Below are 25412 nucleotides of genomic sequence, written 5' to 3'. Positions count from 1 at the left end.
GACGGTCGGTATCTCATGCAAAAGGCGAGTTAGCGCCGCGGCGGCCGTCGCTAACTCGCCTCTTGCATGAGCTAGCGCCGCGGCGCGGTCAGCCCCGGTGGCAGGATCGGGGGGTGAGCTCCGACCTGCGCGGCCTGCTGCAGTCCTCCCTCCTGCCCGCGATGCGCGCGCGCGATACCGACACGGTCGCCGTCGTGCGCTCGGCGCTGGCCGCCATCGCGAATGCCGAAGCCGTGCCCGTCGAGTCGACGACTCCCCTGGCTGAAGGTCCGATCGCTGGTGCTGCGGTGGGGCTGGGCGCCACGGAAGCCGCTCGGCGGGAGCTGAGCGAGGACGAGGTGCGCGAGGTCGTGGAGCGGGAGCGGCACCGCCGTGCCTGGGCCCGGCGGATCTTCCGAACAACGGCAAGCGGGTCCGTCAGGCGGCGAGGGCCGCGCCGCGGCGGCGCAGCGACCAGGCGAGCATCGACAGCCCACCGACCGGGATCTCCATGCCGAAGATGAACGCGCGGTAGAGCAGGACGCCGGCGGCTGCAGTGGCCGGCTCGCCGTGGAACGCCACGAGCACCCCGGTCATCCCGAGCTCGACGATGCCAGTGGCCCCGGGCGTGATGGCCACCATGGTCAGGATCCGCTCGACCGCGAATGCCGCGCCGACGATGGCGGGGTGGACGTCGGCGCCGACCACGCGCAGGCAGGCCCAGAGGAGCACGGCCTGCAGCGCGGCATACGCGAGCTTGCCTCCGACCATCCGCCCCCAGCCCGCGGCGACGAGCCCGGCGCTCTCGCGGCGGAACGACGCGGCCCGCTCGGCATACCCCTCGTCGGCCGTGGGGAGGAAGTGGACGCGGGCCACGACGCGGTCGGCGACCCGACCGAGCCACCGCACCGCGCGGTCGTCACGGGCCACCAGCCAGACCGCGGCCATGCTGCCGGTGAGCAGCCCGAGTCCGACGTAGGCAGCGGTGCTGACACTGCTCGACACCTCGACGCCGGCGACGCCCAACCAGCAGAGGGCGAGCCCGGGCAGGACGAACTTGAGGAGGGTGTCGACGAGGTTGGTCAGGACGGCCCAGCGTGCGAAGGCCGGGGACTCGAAGCCCCACGAGCGGGCCATCCGCCAGTTGGCCACGGTGCCGGCGGCGCCGCCGAGGGGTAGCAGGTTGGAGACGAAGGAGCCGGTGAGGTTGAGCATCAGGGCCCGGCGGTGCGAGAGCCCCGGGAGCGCGGCGGTCAGCGCGGGGGTCTGCACCCAGAGCCCGGCCAGCCAGAGGACGGTCAGGATCGCGAGCTGGCCGACGGTCAGGCCCTTGAGCGCGGTCGCGATGTCAGCCCACTCGGCGCCGGCGACCTTCGGCAGCGCCAGCGCGACGATGCCGGTCGCGAGCGCCCCGGTCACGAGCAGCTTGGCGGCCCCCCGCCCGCCGCGTCCTCCCCCAGGAGCGCGGCGGGCGACCCGAGCCCGCGCGGTGACCGGCCGCACTGGTGCGGTCAGTGCCGTCGGCGGGATCAGCTCGGTGTGGAGGGCCATGAGTCAACCGTCCCGGTTCAGGGCACCGCCGTACATGGGGGCAGATACCCAGATCGACCCTCGGTGTGACTAGTCATTCTCAGGGTCAACCCTGAGGCGAACGGGTGCGGAGGCTGTACCTGCGGCTAGTTGAGGTGGCTCTGCCAGTCGGCGGGGACCTGTCCCGCCGGACCCGGCGTGGGCTGGTCCTCGGGGTGGCTCTGCGGGTCGGCCAGCCGCGGGCCGAGGAAGGCCCGCTGCGCGCTGAAGTCCCAGAACCAGTCCTCCCCCGGCTCGAAGCTCGCCATCACCGGATGGCCGGTCTCCTCGAAGTGGTGGCTGGCGTGCTGGCTCGGCGAGGAGTCGCAGCACCCGATGTGTCCGCACTGCGCGCACCGACGCAGGTGGACCCACCACCCTTGCACCGCAAGGCATTCCACGCATCCGGTCCCGCTCGGCTCGACCTCCGGGTCGATCCCCACCTGCTGCTGCGCCATGTGGCCACCTCCGTCCCGGCCAAGTTACCCGCGATCGCGAGGGGTCGCGTCCCGAGCGGATGTCCCGGCTCCCCGCTGTCGCGACGTAGCGTGGGGGCATGCCCCGACCCGCACCAGCTCCCACCTCCCCCGGCCAGGAGTCGGTCTGGGACTACCCCCGTCCACCACGGGTGGAGTCGAGCACCGAGACCCTGGAGGTCTGGCTCGGCGGTGCGCGGATCGCGCTCTCGACCACGTCGTGGAGGGTGCTGGAGACCAGCCACCCGCCGACCTACTACCTGCCGCGCGAGGCGTTCGTCGACGGGTCGCTGCGCCCTGCTGCCGGGTCCTCGTGGTGCGAGTGGAAGGGCGGGGCCTCCTACCTCGACCTGGTCGCGGGCGGCGTCGTGGCGCCACGCGCGGGGTGGTTCTACGCCGACCCGTCGTCCGGCTTCATCGTGATCAGGGATGCCGTGGCCGTGCTGCCCGGCCTGGTCGACCGCTGTGTCGTCGACGGCGAGGTCGTGCGCCCGCAGGAGGGCGGCCTCTACGGCGGCTGGATCACCGATCGCGTCGTGGGCCCGTTCAAGGGGGGGCCCGGCTCGCACGGCTGGTGAACCGGTCGGCTCGGGCGGTCAGTCGTCCGCCTGTGCGCGGTCGAGTGCCTCCCGCGCGGTATGCCGCGCGGCCTCGGCGGCCTTGCGCGCCCGGACCGCGTCGGTGACCGCCTCGAGGGCCCGCTCGTCGGCCTCGCGCGCCTTGGTCAGCTGGCGCTCGACGACCCCGAGCCGTTCGCGGGTCTCCTCCGCGCGCTCACGGGCGCGAGTCACCTCGGCCTCGGCCGCCGCCAGCTGCTTCTCGGCCGTCTCGAGCGCTGCCTCGAGCCGCTCCTCGTCCGGCTGGTCCGCGTCGGCCTCGTCGGCCCCGTCGTCGTGGTCGTGGTCGTGTCGGTCGCCCCGCGCAGGCCTGCCGGAACCACCGCTTCCCTGCACCACGGAGAGGATCGCGCCCGACGTGGTGCGGACGACCGCCTCGGCGAGGTCCACCTCGCCGAAACCGCTGTAGGACAACGTCCTCGCGAGCTGGCCGGACGCCACGGCTGCCATCGCCTGCTCGTCGGCGAGGGCGGCGATCGCCGTCGCCCGGACCTCCTGCTGGGCCGCCGCGCTGCAGGTGCGTCCCGCGTCCTGGACGAACTGCACCGTCGTGCGCACCACCTCCTCGAGCAGCTGGTCGCGCTCCGGGCGCAACGACGTCAGGGTGCCGGTGTCGAGCCGACCCTGGGCAGCGCGCATCCGCCCGCCCAGGTCGGCGAGGCCGTCGACGAGGTCCGGCGCCTCGCGGGCCACCAGGTTGACCGCCCAGGCAGCGATGCTCGGCTTGCGCAGGGTGCCGATCTCCTTGGCCACGGCGGGGTCGCCGTCCGCCTTCTCGGCGGCGACCAGGCGCTTGCGCTCGGCCATGAACTCCTCGGGCGGTACGGCATACAGGCTGCGCAGGGCTGCGGCGAGCGCCCCCGTCTCTTGGACGTCAGGCATCGTCGACCTCCAGCCCGAGGAGTCGGGCACCGTTGTGCCACAATACTTTTCGCATCCACTCGTCGCCAAGTCCCAGGCGGTGCAGCGCCTCGATCTGGTGGGCGTAGGGGTAGGGGATGTTGGGGAAGTCCGAACCGAGGACGACCCGGTCGCCGAGGGCGCCGAGCCGTTCGACGTAGGACGGCGACAGGGGGGCGAACCGGTTGCTGAAGTCGGTGCCGGCCATCGTCGTGTCGAGGTGCACCCGCGGGAAGGCCTCGACGAGGTCGGCGAACGCGTCGTACTCCCCCATGCCGAGGTGGGCCACCACCACCGTCAGCTGTGGGTGGCGGTCGAGGACCGCCGCGACGGCCTTGGGCCCGGTGTACGCGCCCTCCTTGGGAGCCGACCCCGCGTGCAGCACGACCGGCGCACCAGCTCGCTCCAAAGCGTCCCAGGCCGGGTCGAGCAGCGGGTCGTCCGGGGTGTAGCCGCCGACCTGGACGTGCATCTTGAACAGCTGTGCCCCCGACTCCAGTGAGCGCTCCACCTGCTCGCCGACACCGGGCTCGGGGAAGAGCGTGGCGCAGTGCACCGCGCCGTCGACGCGCGCCGCGAACTCGGCGCACCAGTCGTTGAGCCACTGAGCCATGCCGGCCTTGTGGGGGTAGGCCAGCGCGGGGATGGCGCGGACCCCCAGCGCGCGCAGCGTCGCGATGCGGGTCGCCTCGTCGTCGCGGTAGTGGATCGGCCAGGGCTGGCCGTAGTGCTCCTGCGCCTGGTCGAAGTAGCCCCACACCTTCGCGAGCATCGGCTCGGGCAGGAAGTGCACGTGGACGTCGGCCAGGCCGGGGAGCCCCAGGGCGCGCCAGTATGCCGGGAGGTCGGCGTCGGAGCGCGGCGCCGTGAGCAGCGACGAAGGTGACGGGGCCACGGTGGCGACGCTACGGCATACCCAGGCCAGGCTCCGATCTCTGTCCGTACGCGGACGGACCGCCGGGGGAGTGCAGCCCGGGGCCGTCACGTTCCGGCGCCTCATACGTCTCACTGCCGCGAGGATCCCGCATTTGCCGCCAAGCAAGGGGCGTTGACATGAGTGCACATCTGAGGCGAAGCCCGTCGCGGGCAGGCCACGTAGCAAGCATGGCCGGGCTGGCTGCCGCTGGCTTGCTGTCGGGGTGCTCCGGGTCGCTACCCGAGTCGCCCGACCGTGGACTACTCGTCAGCTCTCCCGTGTTCTCCAGCACCCGGTCGATGCTGGTCGAGTCCGATCTCGTCGTGGTGGGCACCGTCTCCGACGTGGCACCGGGCCGCGAGGTGGGTGACGGGCAGGAGAAGGTCAAGTATCGAGATGTCACCATCGCCGTGACGAAGATCCTCTTCTCACGGGGCGGGACGCCGACCACGGTCATTGTGCAGGAGACGGGATGGGTCAACGGCAAGTCCGCCCAGAACGTCGATCTCCCGTGGAGCAAGGTCGGGGACGAGGGGTACTTCTTCCTGCAGGCCGACGTTCCGGGAAAGTACGGATATCTAGGTCCCCAAGCACGCGTCCTCATCCAGGACTCGGAGTTGGTGCCCGGGGGCGATGAGGGCCTCAAGGCCGTGCAAGGGGTGAAGGCAAAGGGCATCGAGCAGTACGCCACGGAAATTGCCGAGACCGCACAGGCCGTCAATCTGGCGAAGATCCCCAACCCGCCTGGGCCAGCCAACGGCGACGGAGACGCCCAGTGAAGCGCCGCACCTTGCGACTGAGGTGGAGCGTTGTCCTGGCCGGCGCCTTCATCGTCGGACTCTCCGCGCCCGCACATGCATCCCACCAAGACCTTTTACCCGACCCCGACAACACAACACAGTGCGTCAAATCGCCGAGCATCGTTCCCAAGACCGTCATCGCCCGCAATCAAGGTTTCGCCCAGCTCGACCGCACCGACATAGACACTCAGTACTGMACCGGCGACGACATCTGGGTCCAGGACTACACCTACGGTGCAACCGGTTGGTACGCGCACGCCTTCTGCGACGACAAGACCCTCGCGGGGCGCTGCGACATCTACATCGTTCAGTTCAACGAAAGCACTTACGGCTCACAGTCAAACTCGTGGCTGAGATCGCTGGGATGTCACGAGTTTGGACACACCGGCAGCATCGCTCACCGGGCCTACGCCAACGACACGGACAACAACTCCTGCATGCACAGCGGCATCTCACCTGAGTCGTACGACTCCCACGACATCGCCGCAATCAACGGCGGCGTGTAGATCTCGGAAACGGTAACGACGCTACGGCATCGCTCGCGGTCGCCCGCGCGATGAGTTCCGGCTCCAGCGGCGGTCTATCCCACACCAGCCATCCCCGACCACGAGGAGCACGCCATGCCACGCCAGTACGTCTGTCTCTGGTTCGACCGCCAGGCGGAGGACGCCGCGAACTTCTACACCTCGGTGTTCCCGAACTCGAGCATCGGGACCGTCTCCCGCTACCCCGACGACAGCGGTGAGCGCGCTGGGGAGGTGCTGACCGTCGCGTTCGAGCTCGACGGGGTGCCGTACGTCGGGCTCAACGGCGGACCACAGTTCACCTTCGACGAGGCCATCTCGATCACCGTCGACTGCCAGGACCAGGCCGAGATCGACCACTACTGGGACACCCTGACGGCGGACGGCGGCGAGGAAGGGCCGTGCGGCTGGCTCAAGGACAAGTTCGGGTTGTCGTGGCAGATCGTGCCGCAGGACTGGGACGCGATCTTCTCCACCGATCCCGACCGGGCCGCTCGCGTGTTCGCCGCGATGATGGCGATGAAGAAGCTCGACATCGCCGCGCTCGAGGCCGCCGGCGACGCCTGACCGGCTCCCACCTGCGGCGATACCCAGCCACCGCTCACCCGGTCACCAGGCGAGGAAAATGCACGTGTCGACTGTCGGTCCGCGGGGCTAGGCTTTTTGTGCGTCACGCAACGGAGCGGGGGGCGCGACCACACGCTTGTGACAACACGCCTGAGTGCGCTCAGGCCCAGTTCCGAGAGGACTCCCAGTGTCTGCACCTGCCACGACACCCGTGGAATACCCCGAGAAGATCGACGCTGCCGTCCTCAAGGTGGCCGGCGTCGTGGTCCTCGGGGCGATCATGTCGATCCTCGACATCACCGTCGTCAACGTCGCGCTGCGCACGTTCCAGACGGCCTTCGGCGGCGAGCCGCTCGCCTACTCCAGCGTCGCGTGGACGGTGACCGGCTACACGCTCGCGCTCGCCACGGTGATCCCGCTGTCCGGCTGGGCGGCCGACCGGTTCGGCACCAAGCGCCTCTACATGCTGGCGATCCTGCTGTTCACCCTCGGCTCGGTGCTGTGCGCCGCGGCCACGTCGATCGGCATGCTGATCGGGTTCCGCGTCCTGCAGGGCCTCGGCGGCGGCATGCTCATGCCGCTCGGCATGACGATCATGACCCGCGCCGCCGGACCCGCCCGGATGGGCCGGCTGATGGCCATCCTCGGGGTGCCGATGCTGCTCGGCCCGATCTTCGGACCCATCCTCGGTGGCTGGCTGATCGACCACTTCAGCTGGCACTACATCTTCCTGATCAACGCGCCGATCGGTCTCATCGCGTTGGTCTACGCCCAGTTCGCGCTGGCCAAGGACAACCCGCAGCCGTCCGAGTCGTTCGACTTCGTGGGCATGCTCATGATGAGCCCGGGCCTGGCGTTGTTCCTCTACGGCGTCTCGTCGATCCCCGGCGAGGGCGGCATCGGCCACGCCAAGGTGCTCGTGCCGGGCTTCGTCGGCCTGGCGCTGATGGTGACGTTCGTGCTCTACAGCTTCCGGCCCAAGCACCCGCTGCTCGACCTGCGACTGTTCAAGAACCGCAACCTCACCGTCTCGACGATCACGATGTTCATCTTCGCGGCGTCGTTCTTCGGTGGGCTGCTGCTCGTGCCGCAGTTCCTCCAGCAGGTGCAGGGCGAGTCGCCGCTCAACGCGGGCTGGCTGGTCGCTCCCCAGGGTGTCGGCGCGATGATCACCATGCCGATCGCCGGCACCTTGGTCGACAAGTTCCCGGTCGGGCGGATCGTGCCGTTCGGGCTGGTGCTCATCATCGGCGGCATGTTCGCGCTGACCCAGATCGAGGCGGACTCCTCGCACTGGGGCTTCCTCATCCCGGTGCTGTTCGTGATGGGGCTGGGCATGGGCGGCACGATGATGCCGATCTTCACCACTGCCCTGAAGACGCTGACCCACCACGAAGTCGCCCGAGGGTCGACGCTGCTCAACATCACCCAGCAGATCGCCAGCTCGGTGGGCGTGGCGCTCTTCTCGGTCGTCCTCACGAACGCCCTCAAGGACAACCCGCCGACCAGCCCCGCGCAGGCGCCGGTCGCGGCCGCGGCGGCGTTCGCGCACACCTACTGGTGGGCGGCGATCCTGGTGAGCCTGACCCTGATCCCGGCCTACTTCCTGCCCCGCAAGCGCGAGGTGTCGCACCTGCTCGACGAGCAGGGAGTGCCTCCGGTGGTGGTCCACTAACCGTGGATCTCCTGCGCCGGGTCCGCGAGGACTTCGGCATCCCGCCCATCGGCGTCCGGCCCACCGGGTTGGGCGCCGATGCGCGTGCCCGGTGACGATCACCCTGTCGGAAGTCGCTGCAGGGCACTAGGTTCGGCCTGTGGCACTCGACCAGCAGCCGAGCCCGCCGGAAGCATGGTGGCGCTCCGCAGTCATGTACCAGGTGTACCCGCGCAGCTTCGCCGACGGGAACGGTGACGGCGAGGGCGACCTGCCCGGCCTCCGGGCCAAGCTCCCCTACCTCGCCGACCTCGGCGTCGACGGTCTGTGGATCTCGCCGTGGTTCCCCTCGCCGATGGCGGACGGGGGATACGACGTGAGCGACTTCCGCGGCATACACCCGATGTTCGGCACCCTCGAGGATGCCGACGCGCTCCTGCGCGAGGCTCGCGAGCTGGGCCTGCGGGTCATCATCGACCTGGTCCCCAACCACACGTCCGACCAGCACCCGTGGTTCCTCGACGCGCTGGCCGCCGCTCCGGGATCGGCCGAGCGGGCCCGCTACTTCTTCCGCGACGGGCGGGGCGAGTCCGGCGAGGAGCCGCCCAACAACTGGATCAGCGCGTTCGGGGGGCCGGCCTGGTCGCGGATCACCGAGCCGGATGGCACACCGGGTCAGTGGTACCTGCACCTCTTCGCGCCCGAGCAGCCCGACCTCGACTGGAGCAACGAGGCGGTGCTGGACGACTTCGACGACGTGTTGCGGTTCTGGTTCGACCGTGGCGTCGACGGGCTGCGGATCGACGCGGCGCCCGCGATGTCGAAGAAGGCGGGACTGCCCGATGCGGACTACGGCGGGGTGCTGCAGTTCCGCACCGTCGACTGGGACGACAACCCGCACTGGGACGTCGACACCGTGCACGACATCTTCCGCCGCTGGCGCGCGATCGCCGACACCTACGACGGCGACCGCGCCTTCGTCGCCGAGGCCGTCGTCAGCACGCCGGAACGGCTGGCCGCCTACCTGCGCCCCGACGAGATGCACACCGCCTTCAACTTCCCCTACCTCAAGGGACCCTGGGAGGCCGGGCCGCTGCGCGACGTCATCGACGCGACGCTGTCGTCGTTCGCGCCGATCGGGGTGCCGTCGACGTGGGTGCTGACCAGCCACGACGAGACCCGTCCGGTCACGCGCTACGGCCGCACGACGACGAGCTCGTACTTCATCTCCGACGGCGCGGGCGAGGTCTCCGACCTGGCCCTCGGCACCCGTCGGGCTCGGGCCGCGGCGATGCTCATGCTCGCGCTGCCCGGCGGCGCGTACGTCTACCAGGGCGAGGAGCTGGGGCTCCCCAACGTCGACGACCTGCCCGACGAGGTGCTCCAGGACCCGATGTTCCTGCGCAGCGGCGGCGAGATGCGCGGCCGGGACGGTTGCCGGGTGCCGCTGCCCTGGAGTGGGCAGGAGCCGCCGTTCGGCTTCTCCCCCGACGGCGTGACGCCGTGGCTGCCGCAGCCCGAGTCGTGGCGCGACCTCACGGTCGAGGCGCAGGACGGCGACCCCGCGTCGATGCTGACCCTCTACCGCGACGTGCTGCGCCTGCGCCGCGAGACCCCCGGCCTGTATGCCGCCGGGCTGGCGTGGCGCGAGTCGGCGCCGAACGTCCTCGACTTCGACCGCGACGCCGCCCTGCGCTGTGTCGTCAACCTCTCCTCGGAAGGCGTCGACGTGCCGGCCGACCGCGTGCTGCGGTCGAGCAGCCCGCTCGAGGACGGCCAGCTGCCGCCCGACGCGACGGCCTGGCTCCGGCCCTGACGCGGGCCGGTCGCCAGCAGTCTGGAGTGGATCAGCCGTCTGAGTCGGGGCGGGCGCCGGCGATGTTGACCATCCAGCCGATCCCGAACTGGTCGGCGCACATCCCGAACTCGTCGCCCCACATCTGCTGCTCGAGCGGTACCTGGACCTGGCCGCCGTTGGAGAGCTTGTCCCAGTAGCCGTGCAGCTCGTCGGGGTCGTCACCGGAGAGGCTGACGGCGATGGTGCTGCCGGGGTTGTAGTCCATCCCCGGCGGGGTGTCGGCGGCCATGATCGTGTAGCCGCTCGGGGTCTCGAGCTGGCCGTGCATGATGCCGTCGGCGCCGGGCTGGCTGGGGTCGCCGTACTCACCGAAGGTGCTCACGGTGAGGTCGCCGCCGAAGACTCCCTGGTAGAAGTCGAGCGCTTCACGAGCGTTGTCCTTGAACTGGATGTAGGGGTTGAGGCGAGAGGCCATCGCGTGCTCCTGGGTCGTCGTCGAGTGGATGACTCGCACGATAGACCCGGCCGGTGACGGCGTCAGGTGCTCGGAGCTGGCGGCCGGCGCTCCTCACCCCAATGAGCGAGGACAGGCTCGAGCGCGGGTGGACAATGAGAAACATGGCTATGGGGAGCCCGACACCCGCCAGCGCGCCCACCGGGGGGCAACCACAGGCACTCGCACCGGTGGCGGTCCGCGACGCGGTGGTGGTGCAGACCAGCTTCCTCGCGCTGCGCCGCACGGTGGCGGCGGTGCAGGCCGACTGCGCGGAGGTCGCCGAGACCCTGGAGGCGCTCGAGGACGCCCTGGCCATGGTGACCCAGGGCGGCAGCGGCGGTGGGGCCCAGGCGATGAGCGGTTTCGGGCTGGTGGGGCTGCCGATCGTGGGTGCCATGCGCGCGGTGAAAGGGCTGGCCAGCCAGTACGTCAAGCAGCAGACCGGGGTGCCGCTGAGCACCTGGGCCGCGTTCGTGACCTCGGCCTCGGGTGAGTTCCAGGCCTACCTGGCCGAGCTGGAGCGGATCAGCGACCTCGCGGAGAAGCAGCGACAGTCCCCCGACGGGGCGATCGATGCGACCCGGATCCGCAAGGACCTCAAGGTCCTGGCCGACGTGCGCTGGCGAACGGCAGCGTGGAAGACGGTGCTCGGTCGGGTGGCCCAGCTCGGGCAGGTCGTCGACGCGATCCTGCAGGTCGACGTCCACGCCGTCGAGGCCGAGGCGGGGACCGCCACCGGCGAGGCAGCGCCGCCCGAGGCACCTGCCGGGCTGACCGGGCTGACCGGGCTGGGTGGCACCCTGCAGCGACGGATCAAGGACGTGCAGCACCGCACCACCGACCGGTCCTCCGACCTGCGCGAGTGGGTCATGCGCCCGTTCCTCGACGTCCGCGACCGGGTGCGACAGCTGCCGGCACAGGTGGCGCGACTCGCGCAGGAGGTGGGTCTGCTGGAGCTGTTCCTCGAGCTGGAGACGGCCGAGCTGAGTGGCCTGGCCGGGCACCTCGCCGCGGACGAGACGCGGATCGTGCGCCTCCGGGTGGCCGCCTCGGTGCTGCTCCCCGAGCTGGTCCACGACCTGGCCCGGGCCCGCTCGGCGGTGGCCGACCTCGAGGCCTACCAGCGCCGGCTCGACGTCGGGCGCGAACAGGGCACCGTGGGGACCGTGGCCCACGAACGGCTCTCGACCGAGTACGGCAGGGACCTCGAGGCCGCGCGTCTGCTGCTGACCGACCTCGAGACCCAGAAGGAGGTGTGGCGGCGCGACGGGCCGCAGATCCTCCGGGCGTGCGAGGAGTGGACCACCGTCGAGCTCGACGTGCTCGCCGCCCGCCGGGTCGCCGAGCAGGCCGACAAGGCAGCCGACCGTCGCGCGTTGCTGGAGCGCGAGCGCAGCCGCCTGGAGGAGGCGCGCGCCCTGCTCGCGAGCCTGTAGTGGGCTACCGGCTGGTCGGCCGCGCTCAGACCGCGCGGAGCTTGTCGAGCCTGGCTCGCAGGGCGGCCTCGCGGTGCGCGTTGCCGTGCAGGGCGAGGTAGCGCGATCCGTAGACCGCGAGCAGCGCGTCGTCGAGACGACGCACCGCGCCGGCCGGGTAGCGGTAGCCCATCCGCGCGTTGATGCCCTCGAGGTCGATCGACGAGAGCAACCCGCCCAGCTCGTCGAGCGAGGTGATGCCGAGCTCGAGCAGCAGTCCGGAGATCCACGCGTAGTGGTCGGTGCGCGACCAGCCCGCGTCCTGGAACTGCCCCGCGAGGAACGTCGCGAGGTCGGAGGCGCTGATGCGGGGGTCGTCCTCGTCGATCGTGAGCCGCTGGCCACGCATCGTCGCCTGGAGGGTGTCGCGGATCTCGGAGAACTCACGGTCGGCCAGCTCGAGCAACCCCGCCGCCAGGGTGAACCGCCGGTCGAGGTCGGGCACGTGCTCCTCGGGGATGGTCCCCTTGTAGCGCACGTCGTGCTCGAACTCGGCCCACGCGTGCTGGAGGATCGTGCGCACCTGCACCGAGGCGCTGCGGCCCTTCAACGTCTCGTATGCCGCGGGCACGCCCTTCACGGGGTCGACCGCCACGAGCAGGTGGCGGCTGGAGTAGCCGAACCGGCCCTGCCGGGCCGTCTCGCGACCCATGTCACGGTCGTCGAGGACGCTGAACTGGTCGGAGAGCAGGCCGGCCACCGCGTCGACGTCGCCGTGCAGGTAGGTCACCACGCGCACGCCGAGCTGGTCGGTGATCTCGGTCAGTGGGTCGGAGTAGACCGGCTCGCCGTCGAGGGTCCGGGACGCCTTGGCGGCGAACGAGGCCACCGACTTGGTGCGGCCGGTGACGCTGACGTAGTTGATGCCCGCGTCGTCGAGCAGCGAGGTGACGAGCGAGACGAACTGTTCGGTGGGCACGCGCAGGTCCGGCTGCATCGCGGCATACCGCTGCACCGCGTCGTGCACGGTGGTCGGTTCGGGTGCTGCGGCCTCGTTGCTCACGCTGCACAGGCTATGGCTTCCGGGAGTACGTTCCGCCATGCAGGCAGCGGCGCGCCTCGCCAGAGGCGGAGAGGCGCTGCGCGGACGCTATGCCGTGCCCCTCAGGGTGGGCCGCCCTTGCCCCGCCCTGAGGGGCACGGCATAGCGTCGAGAAACACCACCGCGACGGTCGCGGCGGACCTACTGTCCCGTGCGCCCGTCGATGCGCTCGCGGATGAGGTCGGCGTGACCGCAGTGCCGGGCGTACTCCTCGATCAGGTGGACCAGCAGCTCCCGCAACGTGATCGGCCCACGCGTCGCGTGGGTGCTGAGCAGCTCGAGGGACTCCGCGCGCTCGACGAACTCCACGGCATACGCCACCTCGCGGCGCCACGCCTCCCACGCCTCGGCGACGACGGCGTCGTCAGCCACGGCCTGGTCGAAGTCGGCGTCGCGGTCCTCGTCCTTGCCCCAGAGCCGGGGCACGTCCTCGTTCGCCATGGTGATCCGGAACCAGGTCTGCTCGACCGCGGCGAGGTGGCGCAGGAGCCCCAGCAGCGACATGGTCGACGGCTCGACCGACCGGCGCGCCATCTGCTCGGCGTCCAGCCCGTCGCACTTCATCTCGAAGGTGAGGCGGAAGTGCTGGAGGTACTCCAGGAGCACGCTGCGCTCGTCGGTCGCCGTGGAGGTCGCCGACTCACGAGGGTCGTCCGCGGGGTCGACCCACATGTCCGGGTACTGCTGCGCCTTGGAAGCCATGGGTCGATCTTGTCAGGCTCGTGCCGCTGACCTCGCCCGGTCGAACCCTCGCCGCAGCTCCCGACGCAGGTCCCACAGGTAGTGGTCGAAGTCGACCTCCATGGTGTGCCGCACCGAGGAGTAGAACTGCCGCTTGTTGCGCTCGTGGTCGGCGCGCATCTGACGCCGGACCTCGGAGTCCGGCGGTGGCGCGTAGCGACCGGTGAGGAGCTGGGCGACCCACTCCCCCTGCGCCTGGGCCAGCGGCATGACGGCGCCGACGGGTTGCACCAGCCCGATGAAGAAGAGCCCGGGCAGGTCAGGGTGGATGGTGCGCTTCCACAGCGGCAGGTCGTTGTCCTTGGCCGACACCAGCGCGGGGTCGAGGAACGGGAAGCTCACCTGGTAGCCGGTCGCCCAGACGATCAGGTCGGCCGGCACCCGGCTGCCGTCAGCGAAGACGATGTGGTCGCCGTCGAGCCGCTCGATCGCCCGGCGCGGGGTGACCCGGCCGGTGCGGAGGGCGTCACGGATCCCCTCGGACTGCACTGGATGGGACTGACCGGGCTTGTGGTGGGGCTGCGGCAGGCCGAGCTTCGCGACGTTGCCGGACAGCAGCGCCCCGATCCGCAGCCGCAGCGCTGTGGCCCACCAGGGAAGCCAGCCGGGCAGCGCGACCTGGTCGCTCGGACGACCCAGCGCGAACTTGCGCAGCACCCACTGTCCCCGGCGCTGCGACAGGTTGGCCGACCGGGCCACCTTGCCGGCCTCGACGGAGATGTCGAGCGCCGAGTTGCCCGACCCCACGACGACGACGTCCCGACCGGCCAGCTGTGCCCCCGAGCGGTAGTCGTGCGCGTGGATCTGCTCGCCGTCGAACACCCCGGGGTAGGGCGGGTGGGGCCAGCGCGGGTCCCAGTGGTGGCCGTTCGCGACCAGGACGGCGTCGTACTCCCGCACGTGGTCTCCGTCGGGTCCGCTGGTGGTGACCAGCCAGGTGGCGCCGGGTCCGCGCGCGACGTCGGTCACCGTGGTGTGGAAGGTGATCCGGTCGCGGAAGCCGAAGTGGTCGACATAGGCGTTGAAGTAGGCGGCGACCTGGTCGTGGCGCGCGTAGGGCGGGTAGTCGTCCGGCATGGGGAAGTCGGAGAAGGCCATCCGCGGGCCGGAGGTGTTGATCTCCAACGTCTCGTAGCAGGCCGACAGTCCGTTCGGGTTGTCGTAGACCCAGTTGCCGCCGATCACGCTGCCACGTTCGAAGCAGTCGAAGGGGATTCGTGCGGTGTAGAGCGCCTTCGCCGCGGCCAGACCGGAGGATCCGGCACCGATCACGCACGCGCGGGGCAGTCTCGGGTCCGGCGGGATCGGCCTTCGCACGGGTCGAGCCCGATGGCTCTGCTTCACGAGGTAGGGCACCGCGCGATTATCTCCGGAAAGCGGGAGGACGCGAGCGCGGGTTACCCTCGGTGACCATGCGGCATACCGTCTGGTTGGCCACAGCCTGTCTCGCGCTGAGCGCCTGCGCAGGCGCGGCGCAGACCCCTCGGGCCGCCAGCCCGACGTCCGCGACCACGGCGGCGACCAGCAGCACGGCGGCGTCGACCACGACCACCACCACGACGACGCCGCGTTCACCAACACTGCGCCCATCAACTGCGTCGAAGCCGGTGAAGCCCGTGCCCGAGCCCACCCCGAAGCCGTCTGCCGCCAAGCCGCGCACCAGCCTCGAGGGCGACACCGACGACGCCTTCGCCTTCGCCCCGCTGAGCAACCCGGGCAACGTCACGGTCGAGGGCTCGGTGTCGAGCTACAAGGCCTGGTCGACGTCCAAGGTGCTCGTCGTCGCCGCGTTCCTCGACACCGCGTGTGACGGCGACCCGGCCAACGCCAGCGCCCAGCAGAAGCGATGGGTCACGGCCGCCCTCACCGCCTCCGACATGAACGCCGTCATCGCCCTGCGCGACGACATCCCCGGCAGCCCGGGGGCCGCCATCACCACGGTCCTGCGGTCCATCGGCGACACCCGCACCGTCGCCCCTGACGCCTCCCAGGGCGGGATGCAGTGGACCATCCGCGAGCAGGTGCGGTTCATGGCTGCGCTCAGCTCGGGACGGGTGGTGTCGAAGGCCGCCAGCGCCTACATCCTCTCGTCGATGCGGCCGATCGCGGCGCACCGGTGGGGTCTGGGCACGATCGGCGCCGGGCCGTTCAAGGGTGGTTGGCTGCGCGCCGACACGGTGACGCGGCAGATGGGCATCGTCGACGGGTATGCCGTGGCGATCATCACCGACGCCGTCGGCCCCGCGGTGCGCCAGACCGACGGCGACTCGGCCCACGTGGAGCAGATGAACTACCTCGCGAAGGTCCTCGACCGGCGGCTGGCCATCGAGTCCGGCCGCGGCTGACGGTTCACCCGTGGGCGAGCTCCGGCTGTCGCGTGCCGATGCGCGACGAATCGCGGTCCGCGCCCAGCTCCTCGACGAGCCGCGACCGACCGACGTGCTCGACGTGGTGCGGCGCCTGGGCGCTGTGCAGGTCGACCTCACGGCGGCGGTCGCGCCCAGCGCCGACCTCGTCTGCTGGAGCCGGCTGGGTCGCGACTACGAGCTCGGTGACCTCGACGACCTGTTCCAGCAACGCGTCGTCGTGGAGCTGAGGGGCTTCCTGCGGCCGGCGGAGGACATCGCGCTGTACCGCGCAGAGATGCAGGCGTGGCCGGGAGCGGAACCGCTGCGCGACTGGCAGATGGACCTCGCCGAGTGGGTGTCGGCGAACGACGAGTGCCGCCTCGACATCCTCGACCAGCTCGAGTCGGAGGCACCCCTGTCCGCGCGACGGCTGCCGGACTCGTGCGTCGTCCCGTGGCGGTCGACGGGCTGGACCAACAACAAGAACACCCAGCGGATGCTCGACTTCATGGAGGCGCGCGGCGAGGTCGCCGTCGCCAGCCGCGAGGGACGCGAGCGGCAGTGGGACCTGGCTGCGAGGGTCTACCCCGACGGCGACGCGGTGCCGGCGGTCCCGCTCGACGAAGCCCTGACCGAACGGGCCCGTCGTCGGCTGGCCGCGCTCGGGGTGGCCAGGGCCAAGGCAGTCGAGAGCTACGGCGAACCCCACGACGTCGGGCCGGTGGGAGAGGTCGCCGTCGTCGAGGGCCTGCGGGGCGAGTGGCGGGTCGACCCCACCCAGCTCGACCGCCTCGGTGAGCCGTTCCGCGGTCGCACCGTGCTGTTGTCACCCCTCGACCGGCTGGTCTTCGACCGCAAGCGGATGACCGAGCTCTTCGACTACGACTACCAGCTGGAGATGTACAAGCCGGTCGCCAAGCGGCGATGGGGCTACTGGGCCATGCCGATCCTGCACGGCGACCGGTTGGTCGGGAAGCTCGACGCCACCGCCGACCTCGCGGCTGGGGTGCTGCGGGTGACCGCGGTGCACGAGGACGAACCGTGGTCCACGGCCCAACGCAGGGCCGTCGACCACGAGGTCGCCGACCTCGCCGACTGGCTCGGTCTCAGCCTCGCCCACTGACCCGGAGCGGGGCCCCGACGGCGTGGAGATGACGCAACACGTCGGCATACGAGGAGCGTGCTGACGCCTCGACGTAGGGGACCGCGTGGAGCTCACACACGGCACGCACGATGCGCTGGGCGCTCGGGAGGTTCGCCCGCGGCATGCTCGGGAAGAGGTGGTGCTCGATCTGGTAGTTGAGTCCGCCCAGCGCCCAGTCGACGACGGGACCGCCCCGGATGTTGCGCGAGGTCAGCACCTGGCGCAGGAACGGATCCGCCTCGTCGGCCCTCGACAGCACCGGCATCCCCTTGTGGTTGGGCGCGAACGAGACCCCGAGGTAGATCCCCCGCACGCCCTGGTGGATCGCGACGAAGACCAGTCCCTGCGCCCAGGTCATCGTGGTGACCACGAGCGAGAGGTATGCCGCGGTGTGGACGCCGATGAGCGCCACCTCGGCCCAGCGGTGCTGGAGACCCGGCCGGGCCAGCGACCGCAGGCCGGCGAGATAGAGGTTCACCGCCTCGAACGTCAGCAGCGGGAAGAACAGCCAGGCCTGGTGGCGCGTGACCATGGCGCCCAGTCCGCGTCGCTCGCGTGCCTGGCTGACGTCGAAGATCAGCACCCCCGCGCGGACGTCGGGGTCGGTCTCGAGGTCGTTGGGGTGCGCGTGGTGGGCGTTGTGCTTGTCGACCCACCAGCCGTAGCTGAGCCCACTCAACAGGTTCGCGTGGAGCAGGCCGAGGAGGGCGGCCGTCCTCGCCCGGCGGGAGACCTGGCGGTGGGCGATGTCGTGCCCGAGGAAGCCGATCTGCACCGACACCACCGCCAGCACCACGGCCCACGGCATGAGCCACCACGAGTCGTGCCACACCACCAGGGCGGCCAGCACGACCAGCAGACCGAGGGTGTTGACGGCGAAGTGGACCAGGTAGGGGCCGAGGCGTCGGTCCAGGAGGCCGGCGGCACGCACCGCCCCCACGACTTCGGGGTAGAGCGGCCGCGGGGCGAGCGAGGCAGGACCGACGGGAGTGGGAAGGGTGCTCATGCCAGACTCCTGGAATGGTGGTGCGCCACCGGGTCCAGGGCAGCCTTCTGGTTCGACTCTACTCGCGATCGCGACTGGCAGCGGGGCCAGCGAGAGCCCGATCCGGACCGGCCGGTCTGGTCCGGCCAGCCTGCCCAAGTCGTGGGCGGGTTCACCACCTCACAGGGTGTGGTCAACCCTTCGAAGAGTCCGCAGGCGTGGTGACACGTCGATGCCGCTGGGCGATACTGGTCGCGGCAGCAGGCAGGGCGAAGGGAAGCCCATGCCCGATCCGCCAGTCCACTCCGGAGACGATGCCACCCCCACCGTCGCTGTCGCGCAGCTGCTGGACGAGGCTCGCGCCGGCGACCCGGCGGCGTTCGCGGCGCTGTATGTCGGCCACGTGCTTTCGGTGCGGCGCTACGCGCGTCGCCTGGCCGGTCGCGAGCACCAGGCCGAGGACCTGGTCGCCGAGGCGTTCGCCCGCACGTGGGCGCAGCTGGCTATGGGGCGCGGGCCCCAGGAGGCGTTCGCCGCGTACCTGCGCGCCGTGGTGTTGAACCTGCACCTGAGTGCGTTGAAGAGGGACCGAGCCCTGCGCTGGGTGTCAGACATCGAGCACGCGGCGCTCGCCAACCCGGATCTGGCGGCCCGGATCGCGGAGCGCGACCCCGGCCCCGAGGAGGCCACTCTCGAGCGCCTGTTCAACACCCGCCTGAACGAGGCGTTGTCCACCCTCCCGGACCGGTGGCAGGTCGTGCTGCGCAAGATCTACGTCGAGAACGAGCCCTACCCCTCGGTGGCCGCCCACCTCGGCGTCAGCGTCAACGCGACCCGCCAGGTCGCCCGCCGCGCCCGACAAGGCATGCGCAAAGCGCTCGACGACCTGTCCGAAGCCGACACGCTCCACTGACTTCGGTCCCGGACGCGCTGCGGTCTCGTCCGGGTCACCGCAGGCGTTCGGGCTGACCGCCGCGTCACCGATCGCCGCCTCCCGACTCTAGATCCATGTCGGAAGGCCTGAAGCACGTGGTCAGGACCCTCCGACGTTCTGTTGGGGCCACCGATCACCACGGTCGATGGCCACCGGTCACCACGAGCCAGGGGAAGCACTGCATGCGAATTGGAACGTTCAAGCAACGAGTACGTGTCGGCGCCGTGGGCGCTGCGATGGCTGCCGTGGCGCTGGGAGTCGCCGTCAGCGCACCGGCCCAGGCCGTTGAGGTGCCCACGGCTGCGGCGGTGGTCAGTGGCGGGACCGGCACGCTCACCATGCCCGGTTCCGGGCTGACCGCGAGCGTGACCAGCACCGGTCTCACGCAGGTGACCAACGACGTCACCTTGGGTAGTCGCGGCTACGTGGCCGGCGACTACTCGGCAGGGCTCACGTCCACGACCCCGGGCGTGGAGGTGATCACGGATGCCGTGAACAGCTGCCCCGCGGTGGGCACCTGCTCGGGGCTGGGCACGATCACCATCACCTTCAGCCAGCCGGTCCGGAACCCGATCCTGAACGTGGCAGGTATCGGCGGCGATGTGTTCACCCACGACGGGTCCAGCGCCCTGAGCCAGTCGCAGCTGCATGACGTGTTGACCCTGACGACTGCGGGGGTCATGATGACGGATCTGTCGGGCGGCAACCTCGCCGTGTCCGGCAACACGATCACGGCCGACAACCACAGCACGAGCTACAAGTGCAACACCACCGCCCAGGTCACGGGCGCCGTCGACGAGTATGACGCGCAGGACACCGCTGCCTGCGGATCTGTCCGGCTCAACGGCTTGGTGACGTCGGTGACGTTCACCGTGAGCGCCGTGTTCACGCGCACGACGAGTGCGGTCCCGGCGTACACGAACAACGACCTGAGCGACCCGGAGCACAATGCCGACGGGTTCGTGATGACCTTCACGGTCCCTGAGGACTTCGGGGACGCTCCGTCGTCGTACGACGAGGGCAACGCCGCACGAGCGGTGCTGTCCGACGTCAGGCTGGGGTCGGGCGTCTCCGAGGACAACGCCACCGTCGCGAACGGCTCGGTCTCGCCGAACGCGGGTGCGTCCGCCAACGGTGACCAGGCCGACGACGGCGTGGTGCTGGGCCCCCTGACGGTGGGCAACACGGCGTACTCGACCACGGTGGCCCTCAGCGGGGCCAGCAAGGCGGGCACCGTCTGCGGGTGGATCGACTTCAACCACAACGGGACGTTCGACAACCCGGCCGAGCGGGCCTGTGCTGCTTTCGCTGCCGGCGCCACGTCTGCGAACCTGACGTGGTCGGGAATCACCGGCCTGGAGGCCGGCAACACCTACGCGCGGTTCAGGGTCGGGTACGACGCCGCAGCGACGCAGTCACCGATCGGGGCGTCGGACGCCGGCGAGGTCGAGGACTACCTGTTCGAGGTCCTCCCTTCGCAGCCGATCCCGGTGGCTGACCCGCGGGTCCTCCTCGCGATGGTTCCGCTCGGGGCCCTGGGGGTCGTGGCGCTGCGCCGGTCCCGGCGGCAGCACGGCGCCGCTGCCTGATGACCGGGTTGGCGCCGCGCAGCGTCGCGGTCGTGCTGGGCACGCGGCCCGAGATCATCAAGCTCGCCCCGGTGATCCGCCAGCTGCGCGACGTCGCCCTGGTCGTGCACACGGGGCAGCACTATGACGAGTCGATGTCGGGGGTGTTCCTCGCCGAGCACGGGCTGGACAGTCCGGACGTCCACCTCGATGCAGGGGGCCTTGGCCGGGCCGAGCAGCTGTCAGTCATGCTGCTCGGCCTGGACCGCGCCCTCGCGGGGCGCGAGCTGTCGGCTGTGGTCGTGCAGGGCGACACCAACTCGACCCTCGCCGGGGCCCTGACGGCCAACGCGTTGTCCGTGCCTCTGGTGCATGTCGAGGCGGGATTGCGCAGCTACGACCGGGCGATGCCCGAGGAGCACAACCGGGTGATGGTGGACCACCTCGCGGACGCGTTGTGTGCTGCGACCACCGACAACGTGGCCAACCTGCGACGCGAGGGGATCCCGGACCATCGCATCCACCTGACGGGCAACACGGTGGTCGAGGCAGTGATTGACCAGCTGGGCGAACCCCGGGAGACCTTGGAGATCGTCGAAACCCTTGGACTGCAACCGAATTCGTACGTGTTGGCCACCATCCACCGACCTGAGAACACGGACGACCCCGCAGTGCTGCGCACCATCCTCACGGAGCTGGCGCAGCTGCCTTGCCGCGTGGTCCTGCCTCTGCACCCGCGCACGCAGGCGGCAGCGCGGCGGGCTGGCGCCGAGCGCGAGCTCGGCGCTCTCGGCGTCATCGCGCCGGTCGGCTCGCGTCAGTTCCTGGCCCTGGCCGCGCACGCTGCGGTCCTGGTGTCTGACTCCGGCGGAGTCCAGGAGGAGTGCACCGTGCTCAAGCGTCCGCTGGTCGTGGTGAGGCGGTCGACCGAACGACCCGAGGCGCTCGCCGACTTCGCCGTCCTCGTGCGGCCGGGGCCCGACATCGGCGCGGCGGTTCGGGCCCGGTGGGGCGACCTCGACGGGTGGCTCGACCGCCTCGCCGGCCTGCCGAGCCCGTTCGGGGATGCGGGCTCTGCGAAGCGGGTCGTCGAGGTCATTCGCCTTTCCACCCAGCAGGGGACGTCGCACTTGGCGCCGTCGCTCACGTCAGCATGAGGAAGTAGCGGAAAAGCATGTACGGAAGCGGAATCAAGATCTCAGGCGCCGGACTCGGCGTGGCCTCCACCGGCGGCAGCCTGGCCATGACCGGCACTGACGGCCTGCCCCTGACGATCGGGCTGGGACTCAGCCTGCTGCTGGGTGGAGCTGCCATCCTGCTCCTCCTCGGATACCGGCGCCGCGGGCTGCGACAGTGATAGGGACCCTCCTGCAAGGCCTCTCGCTGTTCTCGGTCGTGGTGTTCACCGGGTATGTCGCCACCATCGTCCTCCCCTATCTGCGGCGAGGCCCTGACGTCCCGGGTGACTCCACCGCATACCAGTGGCACGTCTTCGTCCCGGCCCGGGACGAGGAGGCCGTCATCGAGCCGACGATCCGTCGGTTGCTCGAGTTCCCCGCGGCCCACGTCTGGGTGATCGACGACGACAGTGAGGACAGCACGGCACGCATCGTCCGCGCCCTGTCCGCCGACCCACGGGTCCACCTCGTGCAGCGACGTCGCCCCGAAGCCCGGACGGGCAAGGGCGACGCGCTCAACGCGGCCTACTCGGCACTGAGCACCTGGCTGCCCGTCGACAGCGACAGGACGAGGGTCATCGTCGGCGTCGTGGATGCCGACGGGGCGCTGGCTCCCGACGTGCTGGACCTGGTTGCCGGTCCTGGGGTCTTCGGCGACCCCGACGTCGGCGGGGTCCAGATCTCGGTGCGCATGTCCAACCGGCACACGCGGGGTGATGGTGTCGCCTCCTCCGCGCTGGGCGGGTGGTTCGCCCGCTTCCTGGTCCGTATGCAGGACCTCGAGTTCGTGGGCACCATCTCCGCCATGCAGATGCTGCGGGAGAAGACGGGCACCGTGGGGCTGGGGGGCAACGGCCAGTTCAGCCGGCTGAGCGTCCTCGACGTCCTCCGGGATGGCGATGGCACCCCGTGGCATGGCGCGCTCCTCGAGGACTACGAGTTGGGGCTGCACATCCTCCTGGCTGGGTACAAGAACAGGTTCGTCTTCTCCGCGGAGGTCTACCAGGAGGCCGTCGAGAGCGGCCGCCGCCTGATCGCCCAACGGGCCCGCTGGGCCCAGGGCGGGATGCAGTGCTCCCGGCTCTACCTCGGCCGGATCCTGCAGTCCAGGCACCTGAGCACCGCCGGGGCCCTGGAGGCCGCCTACTTCCTCGTCGCCCCCTGGACCCAGCTGTTCGGAGTGCTCTACTGGCCGGCGATGTACATCCTGCTGTCCGTCAAGTGCCTGACCTACCCAGCGGGTCCGCTCACCTTCGCCACCGACTACTGGTTCCTGGCCGTCCTCACGGCCGTCACGGGCATCGCGCCCTTCGCGGTGTGGGGACCGCTGTACCGACGCGTCGCCGATCCGGGCATGGGCCGGCTCCGGGCGGTGTGGCTCGGGCTCGAGTACGCCCTCTTCCTCACCTACACGTACCCGACCACGGCGCGCGCCTTCGGACGCCTCGTGACTGGCCGAACCGGGTGGGCCAAGACCCGCCGGAACGCCGAGCCGGTGCTGGCAGGTCCGGTGGCGGTCGATGCGTGACGGCGTGTCCTCCACCGTGAGCGACTCGCGAACAACGCGCTGGATACCGGCACTCGGGCTTCTCGCGGTCGTGGTCGTCATCGTCGCTGCCAACGGGCAGTTCCGTGCCGTGGAGGCCTGGGCAGCCCAACCCCTGGTCGCGTGGGTGACCGGCGGCGGAGTGGCCGCCACGCAGGATGTCGTCACCTTCGGCTTGGGCACGCGCTCCGCTCTCGGTCTCCAGATCACCCCCGGGTGCTCCACGTCCGTGCTCATCGCGCCGTTCCTGACGATCATGGCTGCCGTCGCGGGAAAGAGCACCGTGCGGATCCCTCGGGTGATGGCGGCAGCGTCCATCGGCGCCGTCGTCCTGGCCGGGGTCAACCTCGTGCGGCTCAGCGGTATCGCCTGGGCAACCTCCACGTGGGGCATCCACCCGGGATTCGAGATCAGCCACTACCTCGTGGGGTCGATCTTCGCGATCATGGGTTTCGCCGCCACCCTCATGCTCTCCGTCAGGATCCTCACCGGCTCCCGCTCGGTCCGATCCCGGCCAGTCCGATCCCGACGAGACGCGCACGTCGGACGACACCGCAGGAGCTAGTTGTAAAACTGACGGAGGTTGTTGACAGTCCGGGTCTCTGATGAATAGGAGACCTGCATGACTGAACGAGAGCTGGAGGCCGAAGTAGGACGGGTCGATCCGTGACCGGCACCAGACCGACTACTTCGCCGGCTCCTTGGTGACCACCGGCGTGCACGCGAGGCCCTTGGCGGTGGAGACGACAACCTTCGCAAGCGTGAACTCCGTGGACTTCTTCGGTGCCAGCTCGAATGACTTGTCGGCGCTCCCGATGACGGTCGACGTCTTGGCGTTCGCGACCAGCACCTGAACGGTGTAGCGCTGCTTCGAGTCGCCCGTGTTGGTCACGGTGCCCTTGGCGGCCCACTGACCCTTGGAGTCGGCCGAACACGTGAAGTCTTCGAGCTCCCTCCGGGCGCCCACGACTGTTCCGGTCCCCTCGGAAACCTTCCCTGTCATTGTGCTGCCCGTCGGGGTGGGAGTCGTCGTCCTTGACCCACCGTCGCTGCCAGTGCATCCCGTCACCAGACCGGCAGCCATGAGGCAGACTGCGACGCTCGTGCTTGTCCTGGTCAACAGTCGGGGAAGCGTGCCGGCCGTCGTGGTACTCATCGCGATCATTTCTCTTTCACTTCGTCTCGTGGATTGGTGAAGCCATTGCTCGTCGTCCGATGAGCAGAAGCACGCCCAGGCCCAGAAGCAGCATCGCGTACAGCAGGATCTGGGGCGCATTAGCGCCGGTGAAGGCAAGGATGTCCCGAACAGGCCCTCGGTCGGTAGGCGTTCTGGTGCTCGACGGTGGCGACGTCACGACCGTGTCGTCGGGGCTGGTAGCCGTGGCCGTTGCCACATTGAGCACTGCGCCCGCGTCCACATCAGCCTGGGTCACCACATACGCCGAGGATGTACACACCATCGTGGCGCCCGGGGCCAGGGTGGTGGCCGGGCAAGTCACTGTGAGGCCCATCCTGACCAGCCGGTCATCGTTGATCATCACAGCACGCAGTGTTGTTGCCCCGATGTTCTTCACGGCGAAGTGATAGACGATCGGCTCGCCGGCGTCGGCCAAGCGATCGCCATCCCGATCGCGGAGATCAGCAGACTTCACGATGCTGATCCCAGGCCCAGGAGCCGTCGTGACGGTCGTCGAGGGCGGAGTCGTCACCGGGCCGCCGGTCGGCGGGGTCCCGGACGCGGTCGCACTGTTCCGCACCGCGCCCGCATCCACATCAGCCTGGGTCACCACATACGGGCTGCTCGAACACACCATGGTGGCGCCCGGGGCCAGGGTGGTGCCCGGGCAGGTGACCGTCACGGCCGGGCCGGCCGGGGCGACCAGCTGGTCGGCCACGCCGACCGAGGTCAGGGTGACGTCGCCGGTGTTGGCCACGGTGAAGGAGAACGTGACCTGGTCACCGACGCCGGCCAGGCCGTCGTTGTTGGTGTCGGTGCTGATCGTGGCGGACTTCACCAGGGTCAGGCCCGACCCGGTGGGGGTGGGGGTGATGGTGGTCGAGGGTGGGGTGACCACCGGCGGGCCGGTGGGTGGGGTCCCGGCCGCGGTCGCGGTGTTGCGGACCGCGCCGGTGTCCACGTCGGCCTGGGTCACCA

28 protein-coding genes and 1 pseudogene are annotated in these 25412 nt (G+C 70.3%); 15 read left to right on the top strand and 14 right to left on the bottom strand.

Going from position 1 to position 25412, the window contains the following annotated elements; genetic code table 11:
* Positions 1–71: 71 nt before the first annotated feature.
* From ACXJKD_RS12395 to ACXJKD_RS12385, 3 genes are all read right to left on the bottom strand, one after another.
* Positions 72–368: a hypothetical protein gene (locus ACXJKD_RS12395; protein ID WP_457254896.1), complete on the bottom strand. Its 297-nt coding sequence runs from the start codon at positions 366–368 to the stop codon at positions 72–74.
* Between the two features lie 49 nt (positions 369–417).
* Positions 418–1530 carry a lysylphosphatidylglycerol synthase transmembrane domain-containing protein gene (locus ACXJKD_RS12390; protein ID WP_457254895.1) on the bottom strand — a complete coding sequence of 371 codons (1113 nt, stop codon included), beginning with the start codon at positions 1528–1530 and terminating at the stop codon, positions 418–420.
* 125 nt (positions 1531–1655) lie between these two features.
* Positions 1656–2006 (bottom strand): UBP-type zinc finger domain-containing protein, encoded by a 351-nt coding sequence (locus ACXJKD_RS12385; RefSeq protein WP_457254894.1) that lies wholly within the window; start codon positions 2004–2006, stop codon positions 1656–1658.
* 98 nt (positions 2007–2104) lie between these two features.
* Between ACXJKD_RS12385 and ACXJKD_RS12380 the strand changes: the two genes are divergently transcribed.
* The gene (locus ACXJKD_RS12380) at positions 2105–2602 is read left to right on the top strand and encodes a DUF427 domain-containing protein (protein ID WP_457254892.1); all 498 of its coding nucleotides are present in this window, start codon (positions 2105–2107) and stop codon (positions 2600–2602) included.
* A gap of 18 nt (positions 2603–2620) precedes the next feature.
* Here ACXJKD_RS12380 and ACXJKD_RS12375 read toward each other — a convergent pair whose 3' ends face one another.
* Positions 2621–3523 carry a hypothetical protein gene (locus tag ACXJKD_RS12375; protein WP_457254891.1) on the bottom strand — a complete coding sequence of 301 codons (903 nt, stop codon included), beginning with the start codon at positions 3521–3523 and terminating at the stop codon, positions 2621–2623.
* Positions 3516–4436, bottom strand: a complete 921-nt coding sequence (locus ACXJKD_RS12370) for an amidohydrolase family protein (protein ID WP_457254890.1) — start codon at positions 4434–4436, stop codon at positions 3516–3518. The genes ACXJKD_RS12375 and ACXJKD_RS12370 overlap by 8 nt, the downstream gene beginning before the upstream one ends.
* Before the next feature lie 320 nt (positions 4437–4756).
* Here ACXJKD_RS12370 and ACXJKD_RS12365 point away from each other — a divergent pair, with 320 nt between their 5' ends.
* The 5 genes from ACXJKD_RS12365 (at position 4757) to ACXJKD_RS12345 (ending at position 9818) form a co-directional block, all read left to right on the top strand.
* Positions 4757–5236 (top strand): hypothetical protein, encoded by a 480-nt coding sequence (locus tag ACXJKD_RS12365; protein ID WP_457254889.1) that lies wholly within the window; start codon positions 4757–4759, stop codon positions 5234–5236.
* Complete coding sequence (locus ACXJKD_RS12360) at positions 5233–5763, top strand: hypothetical protein (RefSeq protein ID WP_457254888.1); 531 nt, start codon at positions 5233–5235, stop codon at positions 5761–5763. Before ACXJKD_RS12365 ends, ACXJKD_RS12360 begins: the two co-directional genes overlap by 4 nt.
* A gap of 114 nt (positions 5764–5877) precedes the next feature.
* Entirely contained in the window at positions 5878–6348 is a 471-nt protein-coding gene (locus tag ACXJKD_RS12355) for a VOC family protein (RefSeq protein ID WP_457254886.1), read from the top strand.
* 187 nt (positions 6349–6535) lie between these two features.
* A complete protein-coding gene (locus ACXJKD_RS12350) occupies positions 6536–8023 on the top strand; it encodes a DHA2 family efflux MFS transporter permease subunit (protein WP_457254885.1) in 1488 nt (495 codons plus the stop codon).
* 139 nt (positions 8024–8162) lie between these two features.
* Positions 8163–9818: a glycoside hydrolase family 13 protein gene (locus ACXJKD_RS12345; protein ID WP_457254883.1), complete on the top strand. Its 1656-nt coding sequence runs from the start codon at positions 8163–8165 to the stop codon at positions 9816–9818.
* 31 nt (positions 9819–9849) lie between these two features.
* Here the strand turns inward: ACXJKD_RS12345 and ACXJKD_RS12340 are convergent, their stop codons facing one another.
* Positions 9850–10275 carry a VOC family protein gene (locus ACXJKD_RS12340; RefSeq protein WP_457254882.1) on the bottom strand — a complete coding sequence of 142 codons (426 nt, stop codon included), beginning with the start codon at positions 10273–10275 and terminating at the stop codon, positions 9850–9852.
* Between the two features lie 143 nt (positions 10276–10418).
* Between ACXJKD_RS12340 and ACXJKD_RS12335 the strand changes: the two genes are divergently transcribed.
* Positions 10419–11732, top strand: a complete 1314-nt coding sequence (locus ACXJKD_RS12335; protein WP_457254881.1) for a hypothetical protein — start codon at positions 10419–10421, stop codon at positions 11730–11732.
* Positions 11733–11757: 25 nt separating this feature from the next.
* On the opposite strand, the gene ACXJKD_RS12330 is transcribed toward ACXJKD_RS12335, so the two are convergent.
* The 4 genes from ACXJKD_RS12330 to ACXJKD_RS12315 all read right to left on the bottom strand — a co-directional run bounded on the left by ACXJKD_RS12330 (position 11758) and on the right by ACXJKD_RS12315 (position 15184).
* Complete coding sequence (locus tag ACXJKD_RS12330) at positions 11758–12774, bottom strand: GTP pyrophosphokinase (protein ID WP_457254879.1); 1017 nt, start codon at positions 12772–12774, stop codon at positions 11758–11760.
* A gap of 180 nt (positions 12775–12954) precedes the next feature.
* The gene (locus ACXJKD_RS12325; RefSeq protein WP_457254878.1) at positions 12955–13515 is read right to left on the bottom strand and encodes a DinB family protein; all 561 of its coding nucleotides are present in this window, start codon (positions 13513–13515) and stop codon (positions 12955–12957) included.
* 12 nt (positions 13516–13527) lie between these two features.
* A complete protein-coding gene (locus tag ACXJKD_RS12320; RefSeq protein WP_457254877.1) occupies positions 13528–14826 on the bottom strand; it encodes a flavin-containing monooxygenase in 1299 nt (432 codons plus the stop codon).
* 91 nt (positions 14827–14917) lie between these two features.
* Positions 14918–15184 carry a hypothetical protein gene (locus tag ACXJKD_RS12315; RefSeq protein WP_457254876.1) on the bottom strand — a complete coding sequence of 89 codons (267 nt, stop codon included), beginning with the start codon at positions 15182–15184 and terminating at the stop codon, positions 14918–14920.
* Between ACXJKD_RS12315 and ACXJKD_RS12310 the strand changes: the two genes are divergently transcribed.
* Positions 15171–15899, top strand: coding sequence for a hypothetical protein (locus ACXJKD_RS12310; protein WP_457254875.1), 729 nt, complete (start codon positions 15171–15173; stop codon positions 15897–15899). The two genes, ACXJKD_RS12315 and ACXJKD_RS12310, sit on opposite strands and share 14 nt — an antisense overlap.
* Positions 15900–15909: 10 nt before the next feature.
* On the top strand, positions 15910–17025 hold the full coding sequence (locus ACXJKD_RS12305) for a DNA glycosylase AlkZ-like family protein (protein ID WP_457254874.1): 1116 nt from the start codon (positions 15910–15912) through the stop codon (positions 17023–17025).
* On the opposite strand, the gene ACXJKD_RS12300 is transcribed toward ACXJKD_RS12305, so the two are convergent.
* Positions 17009–18052: a fatty acid desaturase family protein gene (locus ACXJKD_RS12300; RefSeq protein ID WP_457254872.1), complete on the bottom strand. Its 1044-nt coding sequence runs from the start codon at positions 18050–18052 to the stop codon at positions 17009–17011. The two genes, ACXJKD_RS12305 and ACXJKD_RS12300, sit on opposite strands and share 17 nt — an antisense overlap.
* A 262-nt stretch (positions 18053–18314) precedes the next feature.
* Between ACXJKD_RS12300 and ACXJKD_RS12295 the strand changes: the two genes are divergently transcribed.
* From ACXJKD_RS12295 to ACXJKD_RS12270, 6 genes are all read left to right on the top strand, one after another.
* Positions 18315–18944 carry an RNA polymerase sigma factor gene (locus tag ACXJKD_RS12295; RefSeq protein WP_457254871.1) on the top strand — a complete coding sequence of 210 codons (630 nt, stop codon included), beginning with the start codon at positions 18315–18317 and terminating at the stop codon, positions 18942–18944.
* A 203-nt stretch (positions 18945–19147) separates the two neighbouring features.
* On the top strand, positions 19148–20554 hold the full coding sequence (locus tag ACXJKD_RS12290; protein WP_457254869.1) for a GEVED domain-containing protein: 1407 nt from the start codon (positions 19148–19150) through the stop codon (positions 20552–20554).
* A 32-nt stretch (positions 20555–20586) separates the two neighbouring features.
* Entirely contained in the window at positions 20587–21690 is a 1104-nt protein-coding gene (gene wecB / locus ACXJKD_RS12285; protein ID WP_457254868.1) for a non-hydrolyzing UDP-N-acetylglucosamine 2-epimerase, read from the top strand.
* A 17-nt stretch (positions 21691–21707) separates the two neighbouring features.
* Positions 21708–21890 carry a hypothetical protein gene (locus ACXJKD_RS12280; RefSeq protein ID WP_457254867.1) on the top strand — a complete coding sequence of 61 codons (183 nt, stop codon included), beginning with the start codon at positions 21708–21710 and terminating at the stop codon, positions 21888–21890.
* The gene (locus tag ACXJKD_RS12275) at positions 21887–23239 is read left to right on the top strand and encodes a glycosyltransferase family 2 protein (RefSeq protein WP_457254865.1); all 1353 of its coding nucleotides are present in this window, start codon (positions 21887–21889) and stop codon (positions 23237–23239) included. The genes ACXJKD_RS12280 and ACXJKD_RS12275 overlap by 4 nt, the downstream gene beginning before the upstream one ends.
* 4 nt (positions 23240–23243) lie before the next feature.
* On the top strand, positions 23244–23822 hold the full coding sequence (locus ACXJKD_RS12270) for a hypothetical protein (protein ID WP_457254864.1): 579 nt from the start codon (positions 23244–23246) through the stop codon (positions 23820–23822).
* A 120-nt stretch (positions 23823–23942) separates the two neighbouring features.
* Here ACXJKD_RS12270 and ACXJKD_RS12265 read toward each other — a convergent pair whose 3' ends face one another.
* The 3 genes and pseudogenes from ACXJKD_RS12265 to ACXJKD_RS12255 all read right to left on the bottom strand — a co-directional run.
* Positions 23943–24224 (bottom strand): hypothetical protein, encoded by a 282-nt coding sequence (locus tag ACXJKD_RS12265; RefSeq protein WP_457254863.1) that lies wholly within the window; start codon positions 24222–24224, stop codon positions 23943–23945.
* Positions 24225–24429: 205 nt separating this feature from the next.
* Positions 24430–25272: a DUF7507 domain-containing protein gene (locus ACXJKD_RS12260; protein WP_457255188.1), complete on the bottom strand. Its 843-nt coding sequence runs from the start codon at positions 25270–25272 to the stop codon at positions 24430–24432.
* A gap of 66 nt (positions 25273–25338) precedes the next feature.
* Positions 25339–25410, bottom strand: a pseudogene (locus ACXJKD_RS12255) (DUF7507 domain-containing protein); the annotation flags it as partial.
* Positions 25411–25412 lie beyond the last annotated feature (2 nt).

This window comes from Pedococcus sp. P5_B7 (genome assembly GCF_054049895.1).
Note: the sequence above shows the minus strand (reverse complement) of the source record. Positions and strands in the feature narration are given on the sequence as shown.